The organism is Micromonospora pattaloongensis (assembly GCF_900107255.1).
GTDB lineage: Bacteria > Actinomycetota > Actinomycetes > Mycobacteriales > Micromonosporaceae > Micromonospora_I > Micromonospora_I pattaloongensis.
In genome coordinates this window covers 273972-297772 of record NZ_FNPH01000003.1, presented here as the reverse complement: position 1 = coordinate 297772, position 23801 = coordinate 273972, and the positions used below count along the sequence as shown (strand labels likewise).

Genomic DNA, 23801 nt, shown 5'->3' with positions numbered 1-23801 from the left:
CCGTACCGTGTCCGGTATGACCGAGCAGTCCGTCGCCGCGCCATCCGGAAAGCCCACCTCGTACTCCCGGGTCACCCTCAGTCGGATCATGACCGCCGTCGATGTGAACCTCTACGGAACGGTGCACGGCGGGGTGCTCATGAAGTTCGTCGACGACGTGGCCGGCGCCGCGGCCGCCCGGCACAGCGGGGGTACGGCGGTCACCGCCGCGATCGACGAGATCATCTTCGTGGAGCCGGTGCGGGTCGGTGATCTGGTGCACGCGCACGCGCAGGTCAACTGGACCGGCCAGACCTCGATGGAGGTCGGGGTGAAGGTGGTCGCGGAGCGGTGGGACACCGCGGACGCCGAACCGGTCCGGGTCGCCACGGCGTACCTCGTGTTCGTCGGGGTGGACGTGGCCGGGGCGCCGCGTGAGGTGCGGCCGGTGCTGCCGGAGACGCCGACGGACGAGCGCCGCTTCCGGGAGGCCGAGATCCGCCGCGAGCACCGCTTGGCACGCCGCCGCGCCATCCAACACGCCCGCGCAAACCCCTGACCCACCCCCCGCCCCGCCCCGCCCCCCGCCCCCCCCGGCCCCCCGCGCCCCCACCGCCCCCCGCCGATCTTGCAGTTGTGGCCGCGACAAATCGCCCCAAAGAGCCATCAACGGGCGGCCACAACTGCAAGATCGCGGGGGCGGGGCGCGTCGCGGGGGCGGGGCGCGTCGCGGGGGCGGGGCGCGTCGCGGGGGTGGGGCGCATCGCGGGGGCGGGGCAGATCGCGGGGGTGGGGCGCGTCGCGGGGGTGGGGCACATAGGGGCGGGGTGGGGGGTGTGGGGTGGGCACGCGGTTTTCGGGACTGCGGGGTCGGGAGAATGCGGGGGCGGAGAAGCGGGGTGGGGTACGGCAAGATGGCGGCCGGGACCACCACAGTGTCGTGGCGGTCCGCCGGGAGGGGTGAACACAGTGGGTGACGTGCTCTGGACGCCGCCGGCCGACGTCCGTGAACGTTCCCGGATCGGGCACTATCTGCGCTGGCTGCGGGCCGAGCGCGGGCTGGACTTCGCCGACTACGACGCGCTGTGGCGCTGGTCGGTGACCGATCTCGAGGCGTTCTGGGGCTCCATCTGGGACTACTTCGACGTCATCGCGCACACGCCGCCGCAGCGGGCGCTGGCGGGCCGCGCCATGCCGGGGGCGCGGTGGTTCCCCGGCGCCACGCTCAACTACGCCGAGCACGTGCTGCGGATGCCCGGCCTGGCCGACGACGACCCGGTGGTGCTCGGCTACAGCCAGACCCGGGCGCCGGTCACGCTGACCGCCCGCGAGCTGCGCGAGCAGGTACGCCGCGTGCGCGCGGGGCTGCGCCGGCTCGGCGTCGGGTCCGGCGACCGGGTGGCCGCGTACGCGCCGAACATCCCCGAGACCTTCGTGCTGATGCTCGCGACGACCAGTCTGGGCGCGATCTTCTCGTCCTGCGCCCCCGAGTTCGGCACCCGCAGCGTGGTTGACCGCTGGCAGCAGATCGAGCCGACCGTGCTGGTCGCGGTCGACGGCTACCGCTACGGCGACAAGCCGGTCGATCGGCGCGCCGAGGTGACGGCGATCCGCGCGGCGCTGCCCTCGGTCGTACACACGGTGATGCTGCCCTATCTGGACGGGCAGGCCGCCGCGGCGGCGAACCCGGCCGACATGGCCGCGCCGACGTCGGCCACGACGACCTGGGCGGAGCTCGCGGCCGAGACCGACGAGCCGCTGGAGTTCGCCCCGGTCGCCTTCGACCATCCGCTCTACGTGCTCTATTCCTCGGGAACGACGGGGCTGCCCAAGCCGATCGTGCACGGGCACGGCGGCATCCTGCTCGAACACCTGAAGATGCTGGCGCTGCACCACGACCTGGGGCCGGGGGACCGGTTCTTCTGGTTCAGCACGACCGGCTGGATGATGTGGAACTTCCTCGTCTCCGGTCCGGCGGTCGGCGCGGCGATCGTGCTCTTCGACGGCAACCCCGGCCACCCCGATCTGGGGGCGCTGTGGCGGCTGGCGCAGGAGTCGAAGACGACGTACTTCGGCACCTCGGCGCCGTTCCTGCTGGCCTGCCGCAAGGCCGGGGTGCTTCCGCGCGCGGAGGCGGACCTGTCGGCGCTGCGCGGACTGGGTTCGACCGGCGCGCCGCTGCCGGCGGAGGGCTTCCGCTGGGTGTACGAGGCGGTCAACCCGACCGTGCAGCTGCAGTCGCTCTCCGGTGGCACCGACGTCTGCACCGGCTTCGTGGGCGGGGTGCCGCTGGTGCCGGTCTACGCCGGCGAGATCGGCTGCCGCTGCCTCGGCGCGAAGGTGGAGGCGCGGTCCGCGGACGGGGCACCGGTGCTGGGCGAGCTCGGCGAGTTGGTGATCACCGAACCGATGCCGAGCATGCCGGTCGGGTTCTGGAACGATCCCGAGGGGAAGCGGTACCGCGAGGCGTACTTCGACCACTATCCGGGGATCTGGCGGCACGGTGACTGGATCACCGTGAGCGAGCGCGGCACCTGTGTGATCACCGGACGGTCGGACGCCACGCTCAACCGCGGCGGCGTCCGGCTGGGCACCGCGGAGTTCTACTCGGTGGTGGAGGCCCTGCCGGAGGTGATCGACTCGGTCGTGGTGCACCTCGAGGACGCCGAGGGGGGCGCGGGGGAGCTGCTGCTCTTCGTCGTGCTCGCCGACGGGCTGGAGCTCGACGACGCGCTGCGCCGGAGGATCGCCACCGAGCTGCGCACCGCGCTGTCGCCGCGGCACGTGCCCGACGAGATCCATCAGGTCCGCGCGGTGCCGCGCACGCTGTCGGCGAAGAAGCTGGAGGTGCCCGTGAAGAAGATCCTCACCGGCACGCCGCTGGACTCCGCGGCCGCGACCGGGGCGCTCGCCAACCCCGAGTCGCTGGTGGCGTTCGAGCGCTACGCGAGGGAGCGGACCGACCGCTGAGCCGAGGCGACGCCGTCCGCGCGGACGGTATGAATCGGCCGCACGTCTGGCAACGGGCGTGGATGGGATCGGCGTTTCAACGGTCGTGGGCGTCTACCTCCGCCTGACCATCACCGACACGCTCGCCGTGCGGGTCGAGGGCGCCACCGCCGTCGACCCGTTCGCGAAGATCACCCGCACGTTCTGGTGCCGGCTGCCCGCCGACTGGGTGACCGACGGCGCGCTCTGCGCCCGGCGTCGCGAGTCGCTCGTGGACCGGCTCTACGGTCCGGGCTGGCGCACCGGCGATCCCGACGGCTCCCGCTACGTCATCCTGGACATGCAGGAGAAGGTGCTCTCCGAGCGGGAGGCGCGGGCCCGACCGTGGCTGGGCGACCGCGCCAACTTCTATGTCTGCGAGCCGGACGGCACGCTGCGCGGGGTGGTCCCGGGCGGGCTATGACAGCGACAGCGTGACCTTCTCGACCGCCGCGCGGTCGGGCAGTCGGGCCGGGTCGGCGTGGCCACACAGGACGATGCTCGCGCCGGCGGCCAGCGGCGCCAGCAGCCAGTCCAGCGGGTTGGCGTGCCGCGCCGCGTCGACCAGCACGCGGGCGCCGCCGGTCAGGCCGAGCTCCGCGCCGCGCCGGGCCGCGCGGGCGATCAGGTCCGCGTCCTGCGGCCCGCCCTGCGTGTACGGCGTGAAGTGGTCGCCGTGGCCGCGCACCTCCACCACGTAGTCGGCGAAGCCCGCGGGCACGTCCCGCAGCGGCGCGGCCATCGGGGCGAGCGAGAGAAGGTAGCGCTCGCCGGCCGGCCACGCCGTCGCCTCCTCGGCCCGGTCGGCGGCGGCGAAGAGCACCTCGACCGGCCGGGCCGGCTCGGTTTCGACCAGCAGTCCGGCCGACCACGCGCCGAGCAGCACGGCGGCGGTCTGCCAGTGCGGCGGCAGCAGCACGCCGACGGCGTCGCCGGCGGTGACCCCGGCGGAGTCGACGAGCAGGTTGGCGGTCTTGGACACCCAGTTCGCGAGCGTCGCGCCGGAGAGTTCGGTGCGTTCCCCGGTGGCGTCGTCGTACCACGTCAGCAGCGGGCGGGTCGGATCCTGCGCGACCGCGGCGGCGAAGATCCGGGCAATGTTGTGGGCCATCCGTGGCGACGATACCGGGTGGGGTACGCACCGTGACGACCCGATACCGGCCCGCTGAATCGGCGGCCACGGGATGGGGAAAGACCCCCCAACGGTCGCGTCGCAGGCATCGGCGGGTGTCCGGCGCGGCGTAGGCTGGGCGGTGCGTGTTGTTCCCCACATCCCCCGCCTCCGAGGAGTTGCCCAGTGACCGCCGGTCGCCCGCCCCGCGTGCTCATCGACGCCACGAGTGTCCCCGCCGACCGGGGTGGCGTCGGTCGATACGTCGACGGTCTGCTCGGCGCGCTGGGCAAGGTCATCGGGTCGGGGGTGGAGCTGGCCGTGGTCGCGTTGCGCACCGACGTCGAGCGCTACACCCGGATGCTGCCCGCCGCCGAGGTGATCGCCGCGCCGGCGGCCGTCGCGCACCGCCCGGCCCGCCTCGCCTGGGAGCAGACCGGCCTGCCGCTGCTGGCCCAGCAGGTCGGCGCCGACGTGCTGCACTCGCCCTTCTACACCTGCCCGCTGCGGGCCGGTTGTCCGGTGACGGTCACCGTGCACGACGCGACCTTCTTCACCGAACCGGAGCACTACGACAAGTCCCGCCGCACGTTCTTCCGCAGCGCGATCAAGACGTCGCTGCGCCGCGCCGACCGGGTGATCGTGCCGAGCAAGGCGACCCGCGACGAGCTGATCCGGCTGCTCGACGCCGACCCGACCCGCATCGACGTCGCCTACCACGGCGTCGACCCGAACGCCTTCCACGCGCCGACCGACGAGGAGAAGGCGCGGGTGCGCGCCCGTCTCGGGCTCGGCAACACCGGTTACGTCGCGTTCCTCGGCGCGAAGGAGCCGCGCAAGAACGTGCCGAACCTGATCCGGGGCTGGGCGCTCGCCGTCAAGGACCGGCCGAACCCGCCCGCGCTGGTGGTCGCCGGCGGCCAGGGCCACGACGACGACATCGACCGGGCGGTCGCGGAGGTTCCGGCGCACCTGCGGCTGCTGCGCCCCGGCTACCTGCGCTACGCCGACCTGCCCGGGTTCCTCGGCGGCGCCCTGGTCGCCGCCTACCCGTCGTACGGCGAGGGATTCGGCCTGCCGATCCTGGAGGCGATGGCCTGCGCCGCCCCGGTGCTGACCACGCCCCGGCTCTCCCTGCCCGAGGTGGGCGGCGACGCGGTGGCGTACACGAGCGAGGATCCCGCCGAGATCGCCACGGACCTGGCGGCGCTGCTGGACGACGAGTCGCGGCGGCTGGCGCTGGCCAAGGCCGGTTTCGACCGGGCCAAGGAGTTCACCTGGGAGTCCAGCGCCGAGGTCCACATCGCGGCGTGGACGCGGGCCGCCGCGTGATATCTCGGTCCCGCACAGCCGTTGCGACCGGACAGGCATGATGGGCTGATGCTCTTCGCCGTCATTCCGGCCGGCGGCAGCGGCACCCGCCTGTGGCCGTTGTCCCGCGCCGGCAACCCGAAGTTTCTCCACCCCCTCACCGGCACCGCCGCCTCGCTGCTGCAGGCGACCGTCGATCGGCTGGCGCCGCTGACCACGCCGGAGCGGACGCTGGTGGTGACGGGCGTCGCGCACGCCGCGTCGGTCGCCCGGCAGCTGGCGGCGGTGCCGCAGGAGAACATCCTGGTGGAGCCCTCGCCGCGCGACTCGTGCGCGGCGATCGGGCTGGCCGCCGCCGTGATCGCGCGGCGCGACCCCGACGCGGTGATGGGCTCGTTCGCCGCCGACCACCTGATCCGGGATCCGGAGCGGTTCGCGGAGACCGTCAGGCAGGCGGTGGTCGGCGCCGAGCAGGGGCTGCTGATGACCGTCGGGATCACGCCGACGCGTCCGGAGACCGGCTACGGCTACCTGCGGTGCGGCGGCCCGATCGGCTCCGGGCCGCTGCGCAGCGTCGAGGAGTTCGCCGAGAAGCCCGCGTACGACGTGGCGGAGGGCTACGTGAACTCCGGCCGTTACCTCTGGAACGCCAGCATGTTCGTGTGGCGGGTGGAGGTGTTCCTCGCGGAGCTCGCCCGGCAGCAGCCGGAGCTGCACGCCGGCCTGATGCGGATCACGGAGGTCTGGGACTCGCCGGAACGCGACGAGGTGCTCGGCGAGGTGTGGCCCACGCTGACCAGGATCTCCGTCGACTACGCGGTGATGGAGGGGGCCGCCGCCGTGGGGCGGGTCGGCACCGTGCCCGGCGATTTCGGCTGGAACGACGTCGGTGACTTCCACACCCTCGGCGAGGTGCTCCCGGCCGACGCGGACGGCAACGTCGTGCTGGGCGCGCCGGCCGCCGAGGAGAAGCCGGGCGTGCTGCTGCACGACAGCGCGGGGCTGGTCGTGGTGCCGTACTCGGGACGGCTGGTCGCGGCGCTGGGCGTCCGGGACCTGATCGTGGTGGACACCCCGGACGTGGTGCTGGTCTGTCCGCGGGAGCGGGCCCAGGACGTCAAGAAGCTGGTTGACGGCCTCAAGGAGCGGGGCGAAGAGATCTACGTGTGACCGCCGCGAGCGCGGGTGCCACCAGCTGCGCGGTGGCATCCGCCAGCGGCTCGGGCAACGCGTCCGGGGCGAACCATCCGAGCGCGGCGGACTCCGCGCTGACCCGCTCGATCGCGCCCGCCGGCGCGACCGCGGCGAAGCGCACGTCGTAGTGGAGCGACCCGCCGCCGCAGCCGACCGGATGGATGTCGAGGTCGATCGGGACCGGATGCAGCTGCAGTCCCGTGATCCCGGACTCCTCGGTCGCCTCGCGCAGCGCCGCGTCGGCCAGCGTCGGGTCGCCCGGCTCGCAGTGCCCGCCGAGCTGCACCCAGCGGTGGAATTTCCCGTGCAGGCAGAGCAGCACGCGCGCGCCGTCGGCGTCGACCACCAGCGTGCTGGCGGTCACGTGGCCGGGCTGATGGTCGCGGGTCAGCGCCACCGGGCCGGCGTCCAGCAGGCGCAGGGTCCGTTCGCGTGCGGCCGTGGCCGTCGCCGTCGGCGGTTGCCAGGCGCTGAGGACGGCGACCACGTCGGCATGCAGCTTCTCGAGCACGCGCCCACTGTACGGACGGTCCGTCGCTCCGCCGCCGGGCACCGGCGCGGCGCGCCCGGGCACCACCCCCGCGGAAGCGAAGGCCGCGAGCCCTCGTGGCGGTCGCCCGGGCGCTGCCGGTCCCCCCGGCTGAGTGACGAGCATGCCGGGCGCCGCCACCGGGCGTCGAGTCATTTCAGCCCTCGATTAAAGACACAGCTCAGAGCGGCCCGATAAGGTGCCGATGGCCCCGCCCGACCTCCGCCCGCAGCCGCCCCGGGAGTGCGCCGTGCTGAGAATCTTCTTCTCCGGCGAGGACATCGCCCGGACCCGGGTCGCCCCCGCCGACCCGGTCTGGGAGCTCGTGCTGAGCCTGCACCTGCTGCAGGGGCGCAGCGGCGACCCGGTCATGGCCGGCTGGCGCCGGGACGTGTCCCGCGCGCTGCGCCGCGACAGCGGCAGCCGCGACCTGCGCCTGCTCTTCGCCCTCAACCCGCCGCGCGGCTACTTCCCGGATTTCCTGACCCCGTACAACAGCCTGCAGGGGTTCGAGGCGGGGTTGGCGGCGGTCCGGGCCACCCCACCGGAGATCCTGCACCGCGATCTCACCCTGCTCGCCGCCGAGAAACCGCTGCCCCCGACCGCGTCCGCGCTGGCGCGCGGCGAGCCCGAGATGCTGCAACAGCTGACCGACTCGATGGAGCACTACCGCGATGTGGCGATCGCGCCGTACTGGGAGCGCATCCAGGCGGCCGTCGAGGCGGACCGGACGCGGCGGGCGCGGGCGCTGCTCGACGGGGGCGCGGAGGCGCTGCTGACCAGCCTGCGCCCGGCGATGCAGTGGGAGTCGGGGGTGCTGCGGGTGCTCGACTACCCGGCGCGGCGCGAGCTGCACCTGGACGGTCGCGGCCTGCTGCTGGTGCCCTCGTTCTTCTGCGCCCGCACCCCGGTCGCGCTCGTCGACCCCACCCTGCCGCCGGTGCTCGTCTACCCGGTCGATCGGCTGCGCGGGCTGGCGCCCTCGCCGGAGGCCGGTGCGGGGCGCGCGTCGGCGCCGGCCGGTGGGCGGGACGCGTTGGCGGCGCTGCTCGGCCGCACCCGCGCCGCCGTCCTCGAGGTGGTCGACGGGGGCTGCTCGACGGGGGAGGTGGCGCGTCGGCTGGGCATCTCCGCGGCGGCGGCCAGCCAGCACGCGACCGTGCTGCGCAACGCCGGTCTGCTGGTCAGCCACCGGGACCGCAACACCGTGCTGCACACCCTCACCCCGCTCGGCCGGGCCATGCTCGACCAGTCCTGACCGCAGGCTCCGGGGGGCCGGCGGGGCCGGCGGGGCCTGCGCAGGGCGGTCAGACGGCGAGGAGGGCGGCGAGGGGGCGGTCGTCGTCGGAAGCCGGGACCGCGAGCGGGGTGCTGGCCACCGCCTCGGCGGCGAGCGCGGCGCGCAACCGGTGCAGGTCGGCGCCGAGGCGGATCAGATCGCCCGGCGTCGCGGGCGCGGGCAGCCGGCACAGGATCAGCCCGGAGGCCCCGCGGGGGGCCTGCGGCGCGAGCCGCTGGCGTACCTCGGGGTCGGTGGTGTGGGTGAACGCCGTGCCGGGCGCGATCACCGCGGCCACGGCGGCGATCGCGCGGGCCACCGCGGCCGGATCGACCGGGGCGTGCGGCGGGGCCGTCCCGTCGGCCAGCGTCGCGGCCGCGAGCAGACCGGCCGCGGTCGCCTCGGCGGTGCCGAGCGAGAACAGGTCCTGGGCGGCGTCGCGGACCAGCGCCACCGCGCCGGGGCCGTCGTCGGGCTCCGCGGCCGCGAGGTAGCCGCGCACCACCGCGACCGGCACCTGGTCGCACTTGCCCTTGACCAGCTCGCCGGCGCCGGCCAGCTCGTCAATCACGGCCATCTGGGTGATGGACAGCTCGTTGCCGTACGGGTCGGTCTCGCCGCGGTGGTCGCGGATCGGCCCGATCCCGGCCGCCCCGAGCGCCACGTCGGTCAGGCCGTTGCGCCACGGCCGGCCCATGGTGTCGGAGACGATCACCGCCACGTCGACGCCGTGCCGTTCCCGCAGCGCCGCCCGCAGGGCGCGGGCCGAGGCGTCCGGGTCCTTCGGGAGCAGCACCAGCCGGGACGCGTCCACGTTGGACGCGTCGATCCCGGCCGCCGCCATGACGAAGCCGTGGTGGGTCTGCACGATCCGGGTCGGACCGCGTCGCGCCACCGGGCGGGCCGTCTCCGCGGCCAGCACCTCCTCGCGCGCGGCCGCCCGCTCCGGCTCCCCGGTCGGCACGTCGACCAGCCGGCCCTCCGCCTTCGACACGATCTTGCTGGTGACCACGAGCACGTCACCGTCGCGCAGCCACGGCGCCGCGCCCCCGATCAGCGCCGCCAGGTCGTCACCGGGGGTCACGTCGCCGATGCCCCGCACCGGCAGGATCTCGAGCACCCGCTCGGCGTTCTGCGGCTCCGGCGCGCTGTGCCGCCCGCTCATCGCGTCAACTCCATCGCGTCCCGCACCATCGCCGTCGTCGCCGCCTCGTCGGACATCCACAGTGGCGCCGACCGCACCGTCACGCCCGGCACCTCGGCGCCGGCGTCGGTGGTGTCGACGAGCCAGCCGTCCAGCAGCCCGCCGTCGCGGCGCGCCCCGTACAGCCGGCCCACGCCGGCCGCGCTGCACTCAGCCCCGATCACCGACAGGCATTTGTCGGCCATGCCGCGCACGGGCGCGCCGCCGATGATGGGGGAGACCCCGACGACCGGTGCCCGGTTGCCGGTCAGCGCCTCCCGTAGCCCCGGCACGGCCAGGATCGGAGCGATGCTCACGACCGGGTTGCTGGGCGCCAGCAGCACCACGTCGGCGCCGGCGAGCGCGTCGAGCACGCCGGGCGCGGGCCGGGCCGCGTCGGCGCCGACGAACACGAACCGGCGGGTCGGGATCTCACCCCGGTACCGCACCCACCACTCCTGGAAGTGGATCGCCCGCTGGCCGTCGTTGGTCTCGACCACCACGTGCGTCTCCAGCCGCTCGTCGGTGGCGGGCAGCAGGCGTACTCCGGGTCGCCAACGCGCGCAGAGCGCCTCGGTGACGGCCGAGAGCGGGTATCCGGCGTTCATCATGGTCGTGCGGACCAGGTGCGTGGCGATGTCCCGGTCGCCCAGCCCGAACCAGGTGGGCTCGGCCCCGTACGCGGCGAGCTCCTCCTTCACCGTCCAGGTCTCGGCGGCGCGGCCCCAGCCGCGTTCCGGATCGGCGGCCCCGCCGAGCGTGTACATCACGCTGTCCAGGTCGGGGCAGATCCGCAGGCCGTGCATGATCGCGTCGTCACCGACGTTGACCACGGCGGTCACCTCGGCACCGATCTGACCCGCGTACGCGCGCACGCCGGTCAGGAAGCGGGCCCCGCCGATGCCCCCGGCAAGTACCACGATGTGCATGCCGCCCATCCTCGCCTACGTCGGGATCCGCGCCGCACGGCGGGTTGCGCGGTTTCGATGGCGCTCACTTCGGGGATTCAACGGACAGCCCGTCCGGCTACGCTCACGGGCGCATCCGTCCGCCATCTGTGCACAGGGGGATCATTGACCACCCAACCCGGGGCCGCGCCCACCGACGGTGCGCCGGCCAGTGAGATCACGAAGCCCCTCCGCGAGCTCGCCGCCCTGGTACTCCTCGGCGCCAACGCCGTCTTCATGTTCGTCGCGCTGCTCCGACTGCTCTTCTCGGACACCGAGTTCACCGCACCGTTCACGTTGCGCGCGGCCGGCAGCTTCGACGGCTTCGTCAGCCTGACCACCATCGCGCTGCCGATCGTGGCGGTGCTGCTCGCCACCCACGTCCGGCCGGCCGTCCGCCGGGCCAAGCTGATCACGCTGATCGCCCTGGTCGAGTACGCCGTCGCCGCGTTCTTCGGGGTGCTCTTCGGGGTGCTGATCGGACTGGTGGCGCTCATGGAGCGCAGCGTGTGGCTCGGCTTCCTGACCCTGCTGGTCCGGCTCGCCTGGCTCGCCGTTCTCGGCGTCGCCGCGTACGCCGTGTTCAAGCTCTGGCGCACCCTCTACTACGTGCCCAAGCCGAAGCCGCAGCCCGGTGTGTACGGCCAGCCGCACCCGTACGGCCAGCCCGGCTACCCGCAGCAGTACGGCGCACCGCAGGGCGGCCACCCGCAGGGCTACCCGTACGGTCAGCCCGGCTACCCCGCGCCGCCGTACGGGCAGTCCGGCGCGCCCGGTCAGCCGCAGTTCGGTGCCCCGTACCCGGGCGCCCCGCAGTCGTTCCCGCCCGCGCCCCAGTCGGCTCCGCCGGCGCCGCACGCCGCGCCCCCGGCGCAGCCGGGCGCGGCGCCTGTCTCGACGCCGCCCGCGGCCGAGCCGACCCAGTCGATCCCGGTGCCGCCGCAGCCGACCGGCGACGGCGAGACGGGGGAGCGCACGCAGGTCATCAAGCCGCTCGGCGCGCAGCCGGGCGGGGAGCAGCCGAGCGGGTCGGAGGACGACGGCCAGCGCACCCAGGTGATCAAGCCGGAGGATCCGCGGTAACGCCGGCGGTGACATTCGTGGCGGGTGCCCCGTGGGGCGCCCGCCACGTCCATGTGGCGTTCACCGCACTGCGTCGACGGTGGCAGGGCCTAGGCTTTCCGGGTGGCTGATCGCACGCAATCGGGATCGAACCAGGCACTCGCGCGGCCGGACGGGTCCGCGCCGACGGAAGCGGCGTTGCGGCGCGCGCTGCGGCGGGCGGCGGACGGCCGCGGGCTCGACGTGCAGGAGGCGGCGGTGCTGCTCGCCGCGCGCGACGGGCACCTGGACGAGTTGCTGGGTGTCGCCGGCGCGGTGCGCGACGCGGGGCTGCGCGAGGCGGGCCGGCCCGGCGTGGTGACGTACTCGAAGAAGGTCTTCATCCCGCTGACCCGGCTCTGCCGGGACCGCTGCCACTACTGCACGTTCGCGACGGTTCCGCACCGGCTGCCCGCGGCGTTCCTCGACCGCGACGAGGTGCTGGCGATCGCCCGCGCGGGCGCGGCGCAGGGGTGCAAGGAGGCGCTGTTCACGCTGGGGGACCGGCCGGAACAGCGGTGGCCGGCGGCCCGGCAGTGGCTGGACGAGCGGGGATACGACTCCACCCTGGACTACGTGCGGGCCAGCGCGATCGCGGTGCTGGAGGAGACCGGGCTGCTGCCGCACCTCAACCCGGGCGTGTTGTCCTGGGCGGAGCTGCAGCGGCTCAAGCCGGTCGCGCCGAGCATGGGCATGATGCTGGAGACGACCGCGACGCGGCTCTGGTCGGAGCCCGGTGGCCCGCACTACGGCTCCCCGGACAAGGAGCCGGCGGTGCGGTTGCGGGTGCTGGAGGACGCCGGCCGGGTCGGGGTGCCGTTCACCACCGGCATCCTGATCGGCATCGGCGAGACGCTCGCCGAGCGGGCCGACGCGCTGTTCGCGATCCGCCGCGCGGCCCGCGAGTACGGGCACATCCAGGAAGTCATCGTGCAGAACTTCCGCGCCAAGCCGGACACCGCGATGCGGGGCATGCCGGACGCGGAGCTGCGTGAGCTGGCGGCGACGATCGCGGTGGCCCGGGTGGTGCTCGGGCCGAAGGCCCGGATCCAGGCCCCGCCGAACCTGATCGACGACGAGTACGCGCTGCTGCTGCGCGCGGGGATCGACGACTGGGGCGGGGTGTCGCCGGTGACGCCCGACCACGTCAACCCGGAGCGGCCGTGGCCGCAGATCGACGAGCTGGCGGCGCGGTCGGCCGCGGCCGGGTTCACGCTGCGGGAGCGGCTGACCATCTACCCCGAGTACGTGCGGCGCGGCGATCCGTGGCTCGACCCGCGGCTGCTGCCGCACGTGTCCGCGCTGGCCGATCCGGCGACGGGTCTGGCGGTCGAGGCGGCGCGCCCGGTGGGGCGGCCGTGGCAGGAGCCGGAGGAGGCGTTCGTTCCGGGGGGTCGCACGGATCTGCACCATACGATCGACACGACCGGCCGCACCGGCGACCGCCGCGGCGACTTCGACTCCGTCTACGGCGACTGGACGGAGGTTGCCGCGCACCTGACCGGCGCGCCGTCCGTCGCCGCGCTCCCGGCGGATCTGCGGGCCGGGCTGCGGCTCGCCGGCGACGACCCGGCCGCGCTGCTGGAGCCGCGGCACGAGGCGGCCGCGCTGGCGCTCTTCGCCGCCGACGGGGCGGCGCTGGACGAGCTGTGCCGGATCGCCGACGACGTGCGGCGCGACGTGGTCGGCGACGACGTGACCTACGTGGTCAACCGGAACATCAACTTCACCAACGTCTGCTACGTGGGCTGCCGGTTCTGCGCGTTCGCGCAGCGGGAGCGGGACGCCGACGCGTTCCGGCTGTCGCTGACGCAGGTCGCCGATCGGGCGGAGGAGGCCTGGCGGGCGGGGGCGACCGAGGTGTGCATGCAGGGCGGCATCGACCCGAAGCTGCCGGTGACCGCGTACGCGGATCTGGTCCGGGCCGTCAAGGAACGGGTCCCCGGTCTGCACGTGCACGCCTTCTCGCCGATGGAGATCGTCACCGCGGCGGGTAAGGCCGGCGTTCCGGTGCGCGAGTGGCTCGGACTGCTGCGGGACGCGGGGCTGGACACGATCCCCGGCACCGCCGCCGAGATCCTCGACGACGACGTGCGCTGGGTGCTGACCAAGGGCAAGCTCCCGGCCGCCACCTGGGTCGAGGTGGTGAGCACGGCGCACGAGCTGGGGATCCGGTCGAGCTCGACGATGATGTACGGCCACGTGGACCACCCGCGACAGTGGCTCGGGCACTTCCGGGTGCTGGCCGACGTCCAGGACCGCACCGGCGGCTTCACCGAGTTCGTCGCGCTGCCGTTCGTGCACACCAACGCCCCGATCTATCTGGCCGGGATCGCCCGCCCCGGTCCGACGTGGCGGGAGAACCGGGTGGTGCACGCGATGGCGCGGCTGCTGCTGCACGGCCGGATCGCCAACATCCAGTGCTCCTGGGTGAAGCTCGGCGACGAGGGCACGGTGGCGATGCTGCGCGGCGGCTGCAACGACCTCGGCGGCACCCTGATGGAGGAGACCATCTCCCGGATGGCGGGCTCGGAGAACGGCTCCGCCCGCACGGTGGCCCAGCTGGAGGCGATCGCGGCGGCCGCCGGGCGTACCGCGCGGCAGCGCACGACGGCGTACGGCCAGCTGCGCTGAACGTCGCGGCGCCCGGGGGTCCGCGTCGGTGGCGCGGTGGCGCGGTCGCCGAGTTCGGCCGGTCGTTGCGGCGGCCGGTGCTCATCGACCAAATGGAGTGATCGGGTTACTGTCCGTGCCGGGTGCGGATCGGCCGATCGGGTGGAAATCGCGGGTTGCGGCGTGTTTTGCGGCGTCCCGGAGGCCGGCCCTTCGTCGTTCCGCTGACACCTCGCGGTGAGGTGTGCCAGCATGATCGCCGAACGTGACCTCATACTTACGGTCCGCCACGGCCGGTTTTTTGCGCGACTCGCCGGGGTAACCGTTACCGGTTTGGGGTTTCGGTCGATAGGGCAGATTGCGGGAGCGGTTTCGGCCCCGTCGCGGCTCCCCCCGGGACGGTGTCAGGAGAAGCCCCCCATTTATCAGGTTCCGCTTGACTACGCACGCATTACACGCGTGTAATTTCGGTGGGGTCGTTCGAACGGGACGGGCGAAACGCGGACCGTACGGACGAATTGGACACGCCTTCCGCGTGGGGGGTTGCGCCGGCGTACGACGCGGGCGCGCGATAAGGAGGCACTGACGATGGACGGCCGACTCGAAGTGGCCGACCTGCTCGGGAACGCGCCGGAGTGGCAGGAGCGGGCGCTCTGCTCGCAGACCGACCCCGAGGCGTTCTTCCCGGAGAAGGGCGGCTCCACCCGTGAGGCGAAGCGCATCTGTTCGCGCTGCGACGTGAAGGCCGAGTGCCTGGAGTACGCGCTGGGCCACGACGAGCGGTTCGGCATCTGGGGTGGACTGTCCGAGCGGGAGCGGCGCAAGCTCAAGCGGCGGGTCGCCTGAGGCGTCCGGCGACGTCGACGGCGGACAATGTCCGCGGGAGCCGCTGGCGGACATGACCGCGGGATACGCGTACCAAGTCGGACGTCGGCCGGGTGGCCTCCACCCGGCCGACCGCCGTTTCCGGCCCCGGTGCGCCGTCGCGGGGCGTCCCGGCGGGCGCGCTAGGCGAGTTCGTCCGGGTCCACCCCGAGCAGGTTCGCCACCTGCTCGATGATCACGTCGTGCACCAGGTCGGCCAGGTCTTCGCGGTCCATCGCGCGGAACTCCAGCGGTCGCCGGTACAGCACGATGCGCGGCGGCACCTCCTGCCGACCCGGCCGGCCGGGCAGCAGCCGCGCCAGCGGCACCTCGCCGTCCTCCAGCACGTCCGAGTCGTAGACGTTCAGGTCCGGCGGCACGTCCTCCACCGCGAACTCGACCCCGGCCAGTTCCTTGGCGAAGCGGCGTTCGAGCGTCTCGACGGTGTCCAGCACCAGGTCGTCGAAGACCTCCGCCTTCGTCCGCGCCAGCGGCACGGTCGCGGGCACCAGGCGGCCCCGCAGGCCGCGCCCGTGCCGGTCCCGCCGGATCCGCCGGGCCGCGTCACGGCGGCGGTGTTCTCCGCCCGTGGTCAATGCCTCGCTCACGAACGCCAGAGTAGTCCGGCGGTGGCGACGGAAATGTGGCGGATCACGGTTGCCGGCGTGTCGCAACGCCAAGCGGACCGCCGGAGGCGGCCGGGGCGATAACGTGCCCGCCGTGAGGTCACCACGGCGTTGCTCCCGAAACGGCTGCCCCCGTCAGGCCGTCGCCACGTTGACCTATGTCTACAACGAGTCGACGGCGGTCGTGGGGCCACTCGCGGCATTTGCCGAGCCACACACGTACGACCTGTGTGAGCCGCACGCCCGCAACCTGACCGCCCCGCGCGGCTGGGAGGTCGTGCGGCACGAGGGCGAGTTCGAGCCCCCGCCGCCGACCACCGACGACCTGGTCGCGCTCGCCGAGGCGGTGCGCGAGGCGGCGCGCCCGGCCCCGCCCCGCGCCGACGAGTTGCCCGAGGACCCGCAGTCCGGGCAGCAGACCGGCCGCCGCGGCCACCTCCGCGTCATCCCCCCCACCCACTAAAGGGTCGGATATTCGGCGTCAGAGCCGCTGCCACGCCTCGGTCAGGACCGCGCGCAGGATCTGCTCGATCTCATCGAACTGGGCCTGCTCGGCGATCAGCGGCGGGGCGAGCTGGACGACCGGGTCGCCGCGGTCGTCGGCGCGGCAGTAGAGCCCGGCCTCGAACAGCGCGCCGGAGAGGAAGCCGCGCAGCAGGCGCTCGGACTCCGCCTCGTCGAACGTCTCCCTGGTCGCCTTGTCCTTGACCAGTTCGATCCCGTAGAAGTAGCCGTCGCCGCGGACGTCGCCGACGATCGGCAGGTCGGTCAGCTTCTCCAGGGTGGACCGGAAGGCCCCCTCGGTGGCGCGCACGTGCCCGACCAGGTCCTCACGGGCGAAGACGTCGAGGTTGGCGAGCGCCACCGCGCACGAGACGGGGTGCCCGCCGAAGGTGATGCCGTGCGCGAACATGCTGCTGTCGTGCAGGAACGGCTCGATCAGCCGGTCTGAGGCGATCATCGCGCCGAGCGGGGCGTAGCCGGAGGTGATGCCCTTCGCGGTGGTGATGATGTCGGGTTGGTAGCCGTAGCGCTGGGCCCCGAAGTACTCGCCGAGCCGGCCCCAGGAGCAGATCACCTCGTCGGAGACGAGCAGTACGTCGTACGCGTCGCAGATCTCGCGGACCCGCTCGAAGTAGCCGGGCGGCGGCGGGAAGCAGCCGCCGGAGTTCTGCACCGGCTCCAGGAAGACCGCGGCCACCGTCTCCGGCCCCTCGCGCTCGATGGCCCGGCCGATTTCGTCGGCCGCCCACCGGCCGAACGCCTCGGGGGAGTCCCCGTGCTCCGGCGCGCGGTAGAAGTTGGTGTTGGGCACCTTGATGCCGCCCGGGACGAGCGGCTCGAAGTCGCTCTTGATGCCCGGCAGTCCGGTGATCGACAGGGCCCCCATCGAGGTGCCGTGGTAGGCGATGTAGCGGCTGACGACCTTGTGTTTGGTGGGCTTGCCGGTCCGCTTGAAGTAGGCGCGGGCGAGTTTCCACGCCGACTCGACCGCCTCGGATCCACCCGTCGTGAAGAAGATCCGGTTGAGGTCGCCGGGGGTCAACGCCGCGATCCGCTCGGCCAGCTCGACGGCGGTCGGGTGGGCGTACGACCAGAGCGGGAAGTACGCGAGCTCGGAGGCCTGCTTCGCGGCGGCCTCGGCCAGCTCGGTGCGGCCGTGGCCGGCGTTGACGACGAACAGCCCGGCCAGTCCGTCGAGGTAGCGGCGTCCCCGGGAGTCCCAGACGTACGCGCCCTCGCCGCGGACGATGGTCGGCACCTCGCCGTCGCGGTAGCTGGACATCCGGGTGAAATGCATCCAGAGGTGGTCGGTGGCGTTGGCCATGTCAGCCCCATCGCGTCGTCGGGCCGGTGCGGGTCAGCGCCGGCCGCTCTGGTCACGGTTATCGCACAGCGGTCCGCCCTGATGCAAGTGTTACCGACAGCCATAACGGCGACAGGCGACGAAATCAGTGGCCCAGCTCGCCTTCAGCCACGAATTACGCAGTGCCCCAGCTGTAGGTCTGCTTACGGAGCTTGAGGTAGACGAACGCCTCCGTCGACACCACGCCCTCCACGGCCCGCAGCCGCTGCAGGATCTCCAGCAGGTGGTCGTCGTTGCGGCAGACAACCTCGGTGAGCAGGTCGAACGACCCCGCGGTGATCACGACGTAGTCCACCTCCTCCAGCTCGGCCAGCCGGTCCGCGACCCGCTCCAGGTCGCCGGAGGTGCGCAGGCCGATCATCGCCTGCCGGGGGAAGCCGAGCTGGAGCGGGTCCGTCACCGCGACGATCTGCATCACGCCGGCGTCGAGCAGTCGCTGCACGCGCTGGCGCACCGCCGCCTCGGAGAGCCCGACCGCCTTGCCGATCGCCGCGTACGGCCGCCGGCCGTCCTCCTGCAGCTGCTCGATGATCTGTTTCGCGACGTCGTCGAGGAGCGCGTTGCTCCCCTCCCGCAGCACCACCCGGCGCCCGCCGCCGCGACGATCGTCGCCATGCCGGTTGATCATGTCGTTTCCCCCGTATGTCCCGGTCGTTTCGAGTGTGCTGCCCGGCGGCCCCGCGATCGCGGACGGCGCGTGCGATTGTGGCGCATTTCGTAGGCGGGAGCGATATTCACGACGGAATCCCTTGTGATGCCGGTTACAGCATGTCAAGATCGGGCCTCGGATCGCACCCTGGCTTACGCCGACCGGCACACCCCGTCACGTCTGTCGACCCCTCTCGGGAGCCCGCACATGCGCAAGCGACCTCGTCTGTCACCCTCACCGGAAACCGCGGCCGTGCTCGGCCTGGCGCGCGCGTCGCGGCGCGCCGTCATGCGGGGCATCCTCGCGTCCGGGGCGCTGCTCGGCGCCGGCGTCACATTGGCCGGCTGCGGCACCGCGGGCGCGCGCAAGGCCGAGGGCAGCTGCGTCAGCGACGACCTCTCCGCCGGTGAGAAGACCATCAACTTCTCCAACTGGCCGCAGTATATCGACGTCGACGAGAAGGACGAGTCGAAGCGACCGACGCTGCTCGCCTTCCAGCAGCAGACCGGCATCCAGGTCACGTACAACGAGGACATCAACGACAACAACGAGTTCTTCGGCAAGGTGCGCAACCAGCTCGCCGGCTGCCAGCCCACCGGACGGGACATCATGGTCCTCACCGACTGGCTCGCCGCGCGGATGATCCGGCTCGGCTGGCTGCAGAAGCTCGACAAGACCAACCTGCCCAACGTCGAGGCCAAGCGGCTGCTGTCGCTGCGGGCCCGCTCCTTCGACACCAACGACGAGTACGGCGTGCCGTGGCAGTCCGGCATCGCCGGCATCGCCTTCAACGGCACCGTCGCCAAGGACGTGCGTACCGTCGACGAGCTGCTCACCCGCCCCGACCTGAAGGGGAAGGTGACCGCGCTGTCGGAGATGCGCGACACGATGGGCCTGCTGCTGCAGTCGAACGGGCACGATCCGACCAAGTTCACCGACGCGCAGTTCGACGACGCGCTGGAGAAGCTGCGCAAGGCCGTGGCCGGCGGCCAGATCCGCCGGTTCACCGGCAACGACTACGCCCCGGAGCTCGCCAAGGGGGACATCGTCGCCTGCATCGGATGGTCCGGCGACGTCGTCCAGCTCGCCGCCGACAACCCGAAGATCCAGTTCGTGGTGCCCGAGTCCGGGGCGATCATGTTCTCGGACAACATGGTCGTGCCGAACAGGTCGAGCCACAAGAGCAACGCCGAGAAGCTCATGAACCACTACTACGACCCGAAGGTGGCGGCCGAGGTCGCGGCGTACGTCAACTACATCTGCCCGGTCGAGGGCGCGCAGGCCGAGGCCGAGAAGATCGACCCCGAGCTCGCGAAGAACCCGCTGATCTTCCCGGACCACACGATCCTCGCCCGCACCAAGGTCTTCATGGCCCTCGACGAGGCGCAGGAACGGTCGTACGAGCAGAAGTTCCAGCAAGTGATCGGGGCGTAGTCGACGATGGCGAACAACGGGCCGGCGGGCGACCTGCGCCTGGCAAACGTCACCAAGCGGTTCGGGATCTTCACGGCGGTGGACGATCTCAGCCTCACCATCCCCCAGGGATCGTTCTTCGCGCTGCTCGGCGCCTCGGGCTGCGGCAAGACGACCACGCTGCGGATGGTCGCCGGCCTGGAGCAGCCCACCTCCGGACAGATCCTGCTCGGCGGGGCGGAGATCAGCCGGCTGCGGCCGTACAAGCGGCCGGTGAACACGGTCTTCCAGAGCTACGCGCTCTTCCCGCACCTCGACATCTTCGAGAACGTGGCGTTCGGACTGCGCCGCCGCCGCGTGAAGGAGATCGCCGGGCAGGTCGAGCGGATGCTGTCGCTGGTGCAGCTGGAGGGGTACGGCAAGCGCCGGCCCAACCAGCTCTCCGGCGGCCAGCAGCAGCGGGTCGCGCTGGCCCGGGCGCTGATCAACCACCCGCAGGTGCTGCTGCTCGACGAGCCGCTCGGCGCGCTCGACCTCAAGCTGCGCCGGCAGATGCAGATCGAACTCAAGCGCATCCAGACCGAGGTCGGGATCACGTTCGTGCACGTCACCCACGACCAGGAGGAGGCCATGACGATGGCCGACACGGTCGCGGTGATGAACGCCGGGCGCATCGAGCAGCTCGGCGCGCCCGCCGAGATCTACGAGTTCCCCGCGACCGCGTTCGTGGCGAACTTCCTCGGCCAGTCCAACCTGCTCGCCGGGACGGTCACCGGGACGTCCGGCGCGGACCTGCTGATCGAGGCGTACGGGTCGCGGTTCTCGGTGCCGGTCGAGCGGGCACGGGTCCGGCAGGGCGACGTCCACCTGGGCGTACGCCCGGAGAAGCTCTTCCTGGCGCCGGCCGGCGACCCGCTCCCCGCCGGACACCAGGGCGTGAACGGCGTGGTGACCGACTCCTCGTACGTCGGGGTGAGCACCCAGTACCTGGTCCGCACCGCCTGGGGCGCGGAGCTCGCCGTCTTCGCCCCCAACACCGGGATCGGCGGCCAGGTGCCGATCGGCACCCCGGTGACCGCGCACTGGCACCCCGCGCACGCGTTCGTGCTGCCGCGCGAGGCCGGGGCCGGCGACCGGACCGCGCCGATCCTGCCGGACGCGGTGGCGGCGGCGTCATGAGCGTGCTGTCGCACGTCGGTGCGCCGGTCGGCGGGCCGAAGGACACCGTCCGGGAGCCGGTCGCCGGGCAGCGACGCCGCCGGCTGCTGCCGTACCTGCTGTTGCTGCCCGGCGCGCTGTGGCTGGCGTTGTTCTTCGCGGTGCCGGCGGTGCAGCTCGCCGCGACCAGCCTCTACGACCCCGCCGGCTCGCTCGACCTGGGTTACGCCATGACCTGGGCGTTCGGCAACTACCCGGACGCGCTGGCGGCGTACTGGCCGCAGTTCGCGCGCTCGTTCGCCTATGCCGGCATCGCCACGGTGCTCGCCGTGCTGCTGGGCTACCCGCTGGCGTACGCGATCGCGCAGAAGGCCGGCCGGTGGAAGAACCTGATGCTGGTCTGCGTCGTCGCGCCGATGTTCACCAGCTTCCTGCTGCGCACGCTCGCCTGGAAGACGATCCTGTCGGACAACGGCTGGCTGGTGGGCCTGCTGCGCGACCTGCACCTGCTCGCCCCCGACGGCCGGCTGCTCGCCACGCCCGCCGCGGTGGTGCTCGGCCTGACCTACAACTTCCTGCCGTTCATGGTGCTTCCGCTCTACGCCAACCTGGAACGGTTGGACTACCGGCTGCTGGAGGCGGCGAGCGACCTGTACGCCAGCCCCGTGCGCGTCTTCCGCCGGGTGACGCTGCCGTTGTCGATGCCGGGGCTGGTCGCCGGGACGCTGCTCTTCTTCATCCCCGCGTCCGGTGACTACATCAACGCCGAGCTGCTCGGCACCCCCAACGAATACATGATCGGCAACGTCATCGACTCGGCGTTCCTGGTGCGGCTGGACTACCCGCAGGCCGCGGCGCTCTCCTTCCTCTTCATGGCGGTGATCCTGGCGATCGTCTTCGTGTACGTGCGCCGGGCCGGTACCGACGAGGTGGTGTGATGAGGTTCGGACGCTGGATCGCGGAGCGCTGGGTGCTCGCGCTCGCGCTGCTCGTGCTCGGCTACCTGTTCCTGCCGATCGCCGTGGTGGCGGCGCTGTCGTTCAACCGCCCCTCGAACCGGCTCTCCTACGACTTCAACGAGTTCACGCTCGACAACTGGCGCAACCCCTGCGGCCCCGGCGACATGTGTTCGTCGCTGCTACTCAGTGTCCAGATCGGACTGCTCGCGACGCTCGTCGCCACGCTGCTCGGCACGCTGATGGCGTTCGCGATGGTCCGGCACCGTTTCCGCGGCCGGGCCGCCACCAACCTGCTGATCTTCCTGCCGATGGCGACGCCCGAGGTCGTGATGGGCTCGTCGCTGCTCGCGCTCTTCGTCGCCGCCGGGATGCCGCTCGGGTTCTGGACCGTGGTGATCGCCCACGTGATGTTCTGCGTCTCCTTCGTGGTGGTCACCGTGAAGGCGCGGCTGGCCGGGCTGGACGCCCGGCTCGAGGAGGCGGCGATGGACCTCTACGCCAGCGAGTGGCAGACCTTCCGCCGGGTCACGTTCCCGCTGGTCTTCCCGGGCATCCTCGCGGCGGCGCTGCTGTCGTTCTCGCTCTCCTTCGACGACTTCATCATCACCAACTTCAACGCCGGCAGCTCGACCGTCACGTTCCCGATGTACGTCTGGGGCGCCGCGCAGCGCGGCATCCCGCCGCAGGTGAACGTGATCGGCACCGCCATGTTCGTGATCGCGCTGCTGCTGGTGTTGGGCGGCTCGGTCCGGCGGCGGCGCGGCGTGGCCGCCTGAGCTCCGTACCCGGAAAGGTTTTTCCATGCGCATCCTGCTCGTCGGCGCCGGCGGCGTCGGCTCCGCCGCCGTCGCCATCGCGGCCCGGCGCTCCTTCTTCGAGACGATGGTCGTGGCCGACTACGACCCCGACCGCGCGCGGCGCGCGGTGGCCGGTCTCGACGACCGGTTCGTGCCGGCCACCGTCGACGCCTCCTCGGCCGACGCGGTGACCGCGCTCTGCCGCGAGCACCGCATCACGCACGTGCTGAACGCCGTCGATCCGCGCTTCGTGATGCCGATCTTCTCCGGCGCGCTGGCCGCGGGCGCCGACTATCTGGACATGGCGATGTCGCTGTCCCGGCCCGACCCGGAGGACCCGCACGGACGATGCGGCGTGAAGCTCGGCGACGAGCAGTTCGCGGCCGAGCCCGCCTGGGCGGACTCCGGCCGGCTGGCGCTGGTCGGGATCGGCGTGGAGCCGGGGCTCTCCGACGTCTTCGCCCGGTACGCCGCCGACGAGCTCTTCGCCTCGATCGACGAGATCGGCGTGCGTGACGGCGCGAACCTGGTGGTCGACGGCTACGAGTTCGCGCCCTCGTTCTCCATCTGGACCACGATCGAGGAGTGCCTGAACCCGCCGGTGATCTGGGAGGCCGACCGCGGCTGGTTCACCACCGCGCCGTTCTCCGAGCCCGAGGTCTTCGACTTCCCGGAGGGGATCGGCCCGGTCGAGTGCGTCAACGTGGAGCACGAGGAGGTGCTGCTGATCCCGCGCTGGGTGCCGGCGAAGCGGGTGACCTTCAAGTACGGCCTGGGCAACGAGTTCATCGAGGTGCTCAAGACGTTGCACAAGCTCGGGCTGGACTCGACCCGACCGGTGTCCGTCGGGGGCGCGTCGGTGTCGCCGCGGGACGTGGTCGCGGCCTGCCTGCCGGACCCGGCGACGCTCGGCGACAGGATGCGCGGCAAGACCTGCGCCGGCACCTGGGTCACCGGCACGGGTAAGGACGGCTCGCCGCGCGAGGTGTACCTCTACCACGTGGTGGACAACGAGTGGTCGATGGCCGAGTACGGCCACCAGGCGGTGGTCTGGCAGACCGCGATCAACCCGGTGGTGGCGCTGGAGCTGCTCGCCTCGGGCCAGTGGTCCGGCACCGGCGTTCTCGGCCCCGAGGCGCTGCCGCCCAAGCCGTTCCTCGACCTGCTCACCGCCTACGGCTCGCCGTGGGGCCTGCGCGACTCCGTCGGCGGCGGGGGCGTGCGCCGATGACG

General features: G+C 72.7%; 22 protein-coding genes. 15 read left to right on the top strand and 7 right to left on the bottom strand.

The window, feature by feature from the left end; all coding sequences use genetic code 11:
• Window positions 1-16: 16 nt before the first annotated feature.
• From BLW47_RS10795 to BLW47_RS10785, 3 genes are all read left to right on the top strand, one after another.
• Window positions 17-538 (top strand): acyl-CoA thioesterase, encoded by a 522-nt coding sequence (locus BLW47_RS10795; protein WP_091555133.1) that lies wholly within the window; start codon window positions 17-19, stop codon window positions 536-538.
• Window positions 539-948: 410 nt separating this feature from the next.
• The gene (locus BLW47_RS10790; protein WP_091555131.1) at window positions 949-2949 is read left to right on the top strand and encodes an acetoacetate--CoA ligase; all 2001 of its coding nucleotides are present in this window, start codon (window positions 949-951) and stop codon (window positions 2947-2949) included.
• A gap of 85 nt (window positions 2950-3034) precedes the next feature.
• The gene (locus BLW47_RS10785; protein WP_091555129.1) at window positions 3035-3391 is read left to right on the top strand and encodes a hypothetical protein; all 357 of its coding nucleotides are present in this window, start codon (window positions 3035-3037) and stop codon (window positions 3389-3391) included.
• Here the strand turns inward: BLW47_RS10785 and BLW47_RS10780 are convergent.
• Complete coding sequence (locus BLW47_RS10780; RefSeq protein WP_091555126.1) at window positions 3386-4078, bottom strand: TIGR03089 family protein; 693 nt, start codon at window positions 4076-4078, stop codon at window positions 3386-3388. The two genes, BLW47_RS10785 and BLW47_RS10780, sit on opposite strands and share 6 nt — an antisense overlap.
• A gap of 186 nt (window positions 4079-4264) precedes the next feature.
• Here BLW47_RS10780 and BLW47_RS10775 point away from each other — a divergent pair, with 186 nt between their 5' ends.
• Window positions 4265-5410: a glycosyltransferase family 4 protein gene (locus BLW47_RS10775; protein ID WP_091555124.1), complete on the top strand. Its 1146-nt coding sequence runs from the start codon at window positions 4265-4267 to the stop codon at window positions 5408-5410.
• 48 nt (window positions 5411-5458) lie between these two features.
• Window positions 5459-6559, top strand: coding sequence for a mannose-1-phosphate guanylyltransferase (locus BLW47_RS10770; RefSeq protein ID WP_091555121.1), 1101 nt, complete (start codon window positions 5459-5461; stop codon window positions 6557-6559).
• Here BLW47_RS10770 and BLW47_RS10765 read toward each other — a convergent pair.
• Window positions 6528-7094 carry an NUDIX hydrolase gene (locus BLW47_RS10765; RefSeq protein ID WP_245736576.1) on the bottom strand — a complete coding sequence of 189 codons (567 nt, stop codon included), beginning with the start codon at window positions 7092-7094 and terminating at the stop codon, window positions 6528-6530. The two genes, BLW47_RS10770 and BLW47_RS10765, sit on opposite strands and share 32 nt — an antisense overlap.
• A 268-nt stretch (window positions 7095-7362) precedes the next feature.
• Between BLW47_RS10765 and BLW47_RS10760 the strand changes: the two genes are divergently transcribed.
• Complete coding sequence (locus tag BLW47_RS10760) at window positions 7363-8370, top strand: ArsR/SmtB family transcription factor (protein ID WP_091555767.1); 1008 nt, start codon at window positions 7363-7365, stop codon at window positions 8368-8370.
• A gap of 49 nt (window positions 8371-8419) precedes the next feature.
• Here the strand turns inward: BLW47_RS10760 and BLW47_RS10755 are convergent, their stop codons facing one another.
• Window positions 8420-9556, bottom strand: a complete 1137-nt coding sequence (locus BLW47_RS10755; protein ID WP_091555119.1) for a coenzyme F420-0:L-glutamate ligase — start codon at window positions 9554-9556, stop codon at window positions 8420-8422.
• Complete coding sequence (gene cofD / locus BLW47_RS10750; protein WP_091555765.1) at window positions 9553-10503, bottom strand: 2-phospho-L-lactate transferase; 951 nt, start codon at window positions 10501-10503, stop codon at window positions 9553-9555. The genes BLW47_RS10755 and cofD overlap by 4 nt, the downstream gene beginning before the upstream one ends.
• 144 nt (window positions 10504-10647) lie before the next feature.
• Here cofD and BLW47_RS10745 point away from each other — a divergent pair, with 144 nt between their 5' ends.
• The 3 genes from BLW47_RS10745 to BLW47_RS10735 all read left to right on the top strand — a co-directional run bounded on the left by BLW47_RS10745 (window position 10648) and on the right by BLW47_RS10735 (window position 15081).
• Window positions 10648-11604: a polyadenylate binding domain-containing protein gene (locus tag BLW47_RS10745; protein WP_091555117.1), complete on the top strand. Its 957-nt coding sequence runs from the start codon at window positions 10648-10650 to the stop codon at window positions 11602-11604.
• A 102-nt stretch (window positions 11605-11706) separates the two neighbouring features.
• Window positions 11707-14256, top strand: a complete 2550-nt coding sequence (locus BLW47_RS10740; protein WP_091555115.1) for a bifunctional FO biosynthesis protein CofGH — start codon at window positions 11707-11709, stop codon at window positions 14254-14256.
• Between the two features lie 567 nt (window positions 14257-14823).
• Complete coding sequence (locus BLW47_RS10735) at window positions 14824-15081, top strand: WhiB family transcriptional regulator (RefSeq protein WP_091555113.1); 258 nt, start codon at window positions 14824-14826, stop codon at window positions 15079-15081.
• A gap of 161 nt (window positions 15082-15242) precedes the next feature.
• Here the strand turns inward: BLW47_RS10735 and BLW47_RS10730 are convergent, their stop codons facing one another.
• Window positions 15243-15695 carry a metallopeptidase family protein gene (locus tag BLW47_RS10730; RefSeq protein WP_091555110.1) on the bottom strand — a complete coding sequence of 151 codons (453 nt, stop codon included), beginning with the start codon at window positions 15693-15695 and terminating at the stop codon, window positions 15243-15245.
• Window positions 15696-15819: 124 nt separating this feature from the next.
• On the opposite strand from BLW47_RS10730, the gene BLW47_RS10725 reads away from it, so the two are divergent.
• Window positions 15820-16188 carry a DUF3499 domain-containing protein gene (locus BLW47_RS10725; protein WP_091555764.1) on the top strand — a complete coding sequence of 123 codons (369 nt, stop codon included), beginning with the start codon at window positions 15820-15822 and terminating at the stop codon, window positions 16186-16188.
• 18 nt (window positions 16189-16206) lie between these two features.
• On the opposite strand, the gene BLW47_RS10720 is transcribed toward BLW47_RS10725, so the two are convergent.
• Together BLW47_RS10720 and BLW47_RS10715 are read right to left on the bottom strand one after the other, a co-directional pair.
• Window positions 16207-17553 (bottom strand): aspartate aminotransferase family protein, encoded by a 1347-nt coding sequence (locus BLW47_RS10720; RefSeq protein ID WP_091555108.1) that lies wholly within the window; start codon window positions 17551-17553, stop codon window positions 16207-16209.
• 154 nt (window positions 17554-17707) lie between these two features.
• A complete protein-coding gene (locus BLW47_RS10715; protein ID WP_091555106.1) occupies window positions 17708-18220 on the bottom strand; it encodes an Lrp/AsnC family transcriptional regulator in 513 nt (170 codons plus the stop codon).
• Window positions 18221-18448: 228 nt separating this feature from the next.
• Here BLW47_RS10715 and BLW47_RS10710 point away from each other — a divergent pair, with 228 nt between their 5' ends.
• The 5 genes from BLW47_RS10710 to BLW47_RS10690 are packed head-to-tail and all read left to right on the top strand — an operon-like array spanning window position 18449 to window position 23799.
• A complete protein-coding gene (locus tag BLW47_RS10710; RefSeq protein WP_091555104.1) occupies window positions 18449-19675 on the top strand; it encodes an ABC transporter substrate-binding protein in 1227 nt (408 codons plus the stop codon).
• 6 nt (window positions 19676-19681) lie between these two features.
• A complete protein-coding gene (locus tag BLW47_RS10705; protein WP_091555102.1) occupies window positions 19682-20833 on the top strand; it encodes an ABC transporter ATP-binding protein in 1152 nt (383 codons plus the stop codon).
• On the top strand, window positions 20830-21750 hold the full coding sequence (locus tag BLW47_RS10700; protein ID WP_091555101.1) for an ABC transporter permease: 921 nt from the start codon (window positions 20830-20832) through the stop codon (window positions 21748-21750). The genes BLW47_RS10705 and BLW47_RS10700 overlap by 4 nt, the downstream gene beginning before the upstream one ends.
• The gene (locus tag BLW47_RS10695; RefSeq protein WP_091555098.1) at window positions 21750-22547 is read left to right on the top strand and encodes an ABC transporter permease; all 798 of its coding nucleotides are present in this window, start codon (window positions 21750-21752) and stop codon (window positions 22545-22547) included. Before BLW47_RS10700 ends, BLW47_RS10695 begins: the two co-directional genes overlap by 1 nt.
• 25 nt (window positions 22548-22572) lie before the next feature.
• Window positions 22573-23799: a saccharopine dehydrogenase family protein gene (locus tag BLW47_RS10690; protein WP_091555096.1), complete on the top strand. Its 1227-nt coding sequence runs from the start codon at window positions 22573-22575 to the stop codon at window positions 23797-23799.
• Window positions 23800-23801: the final 2 nt, after the last annotated feature.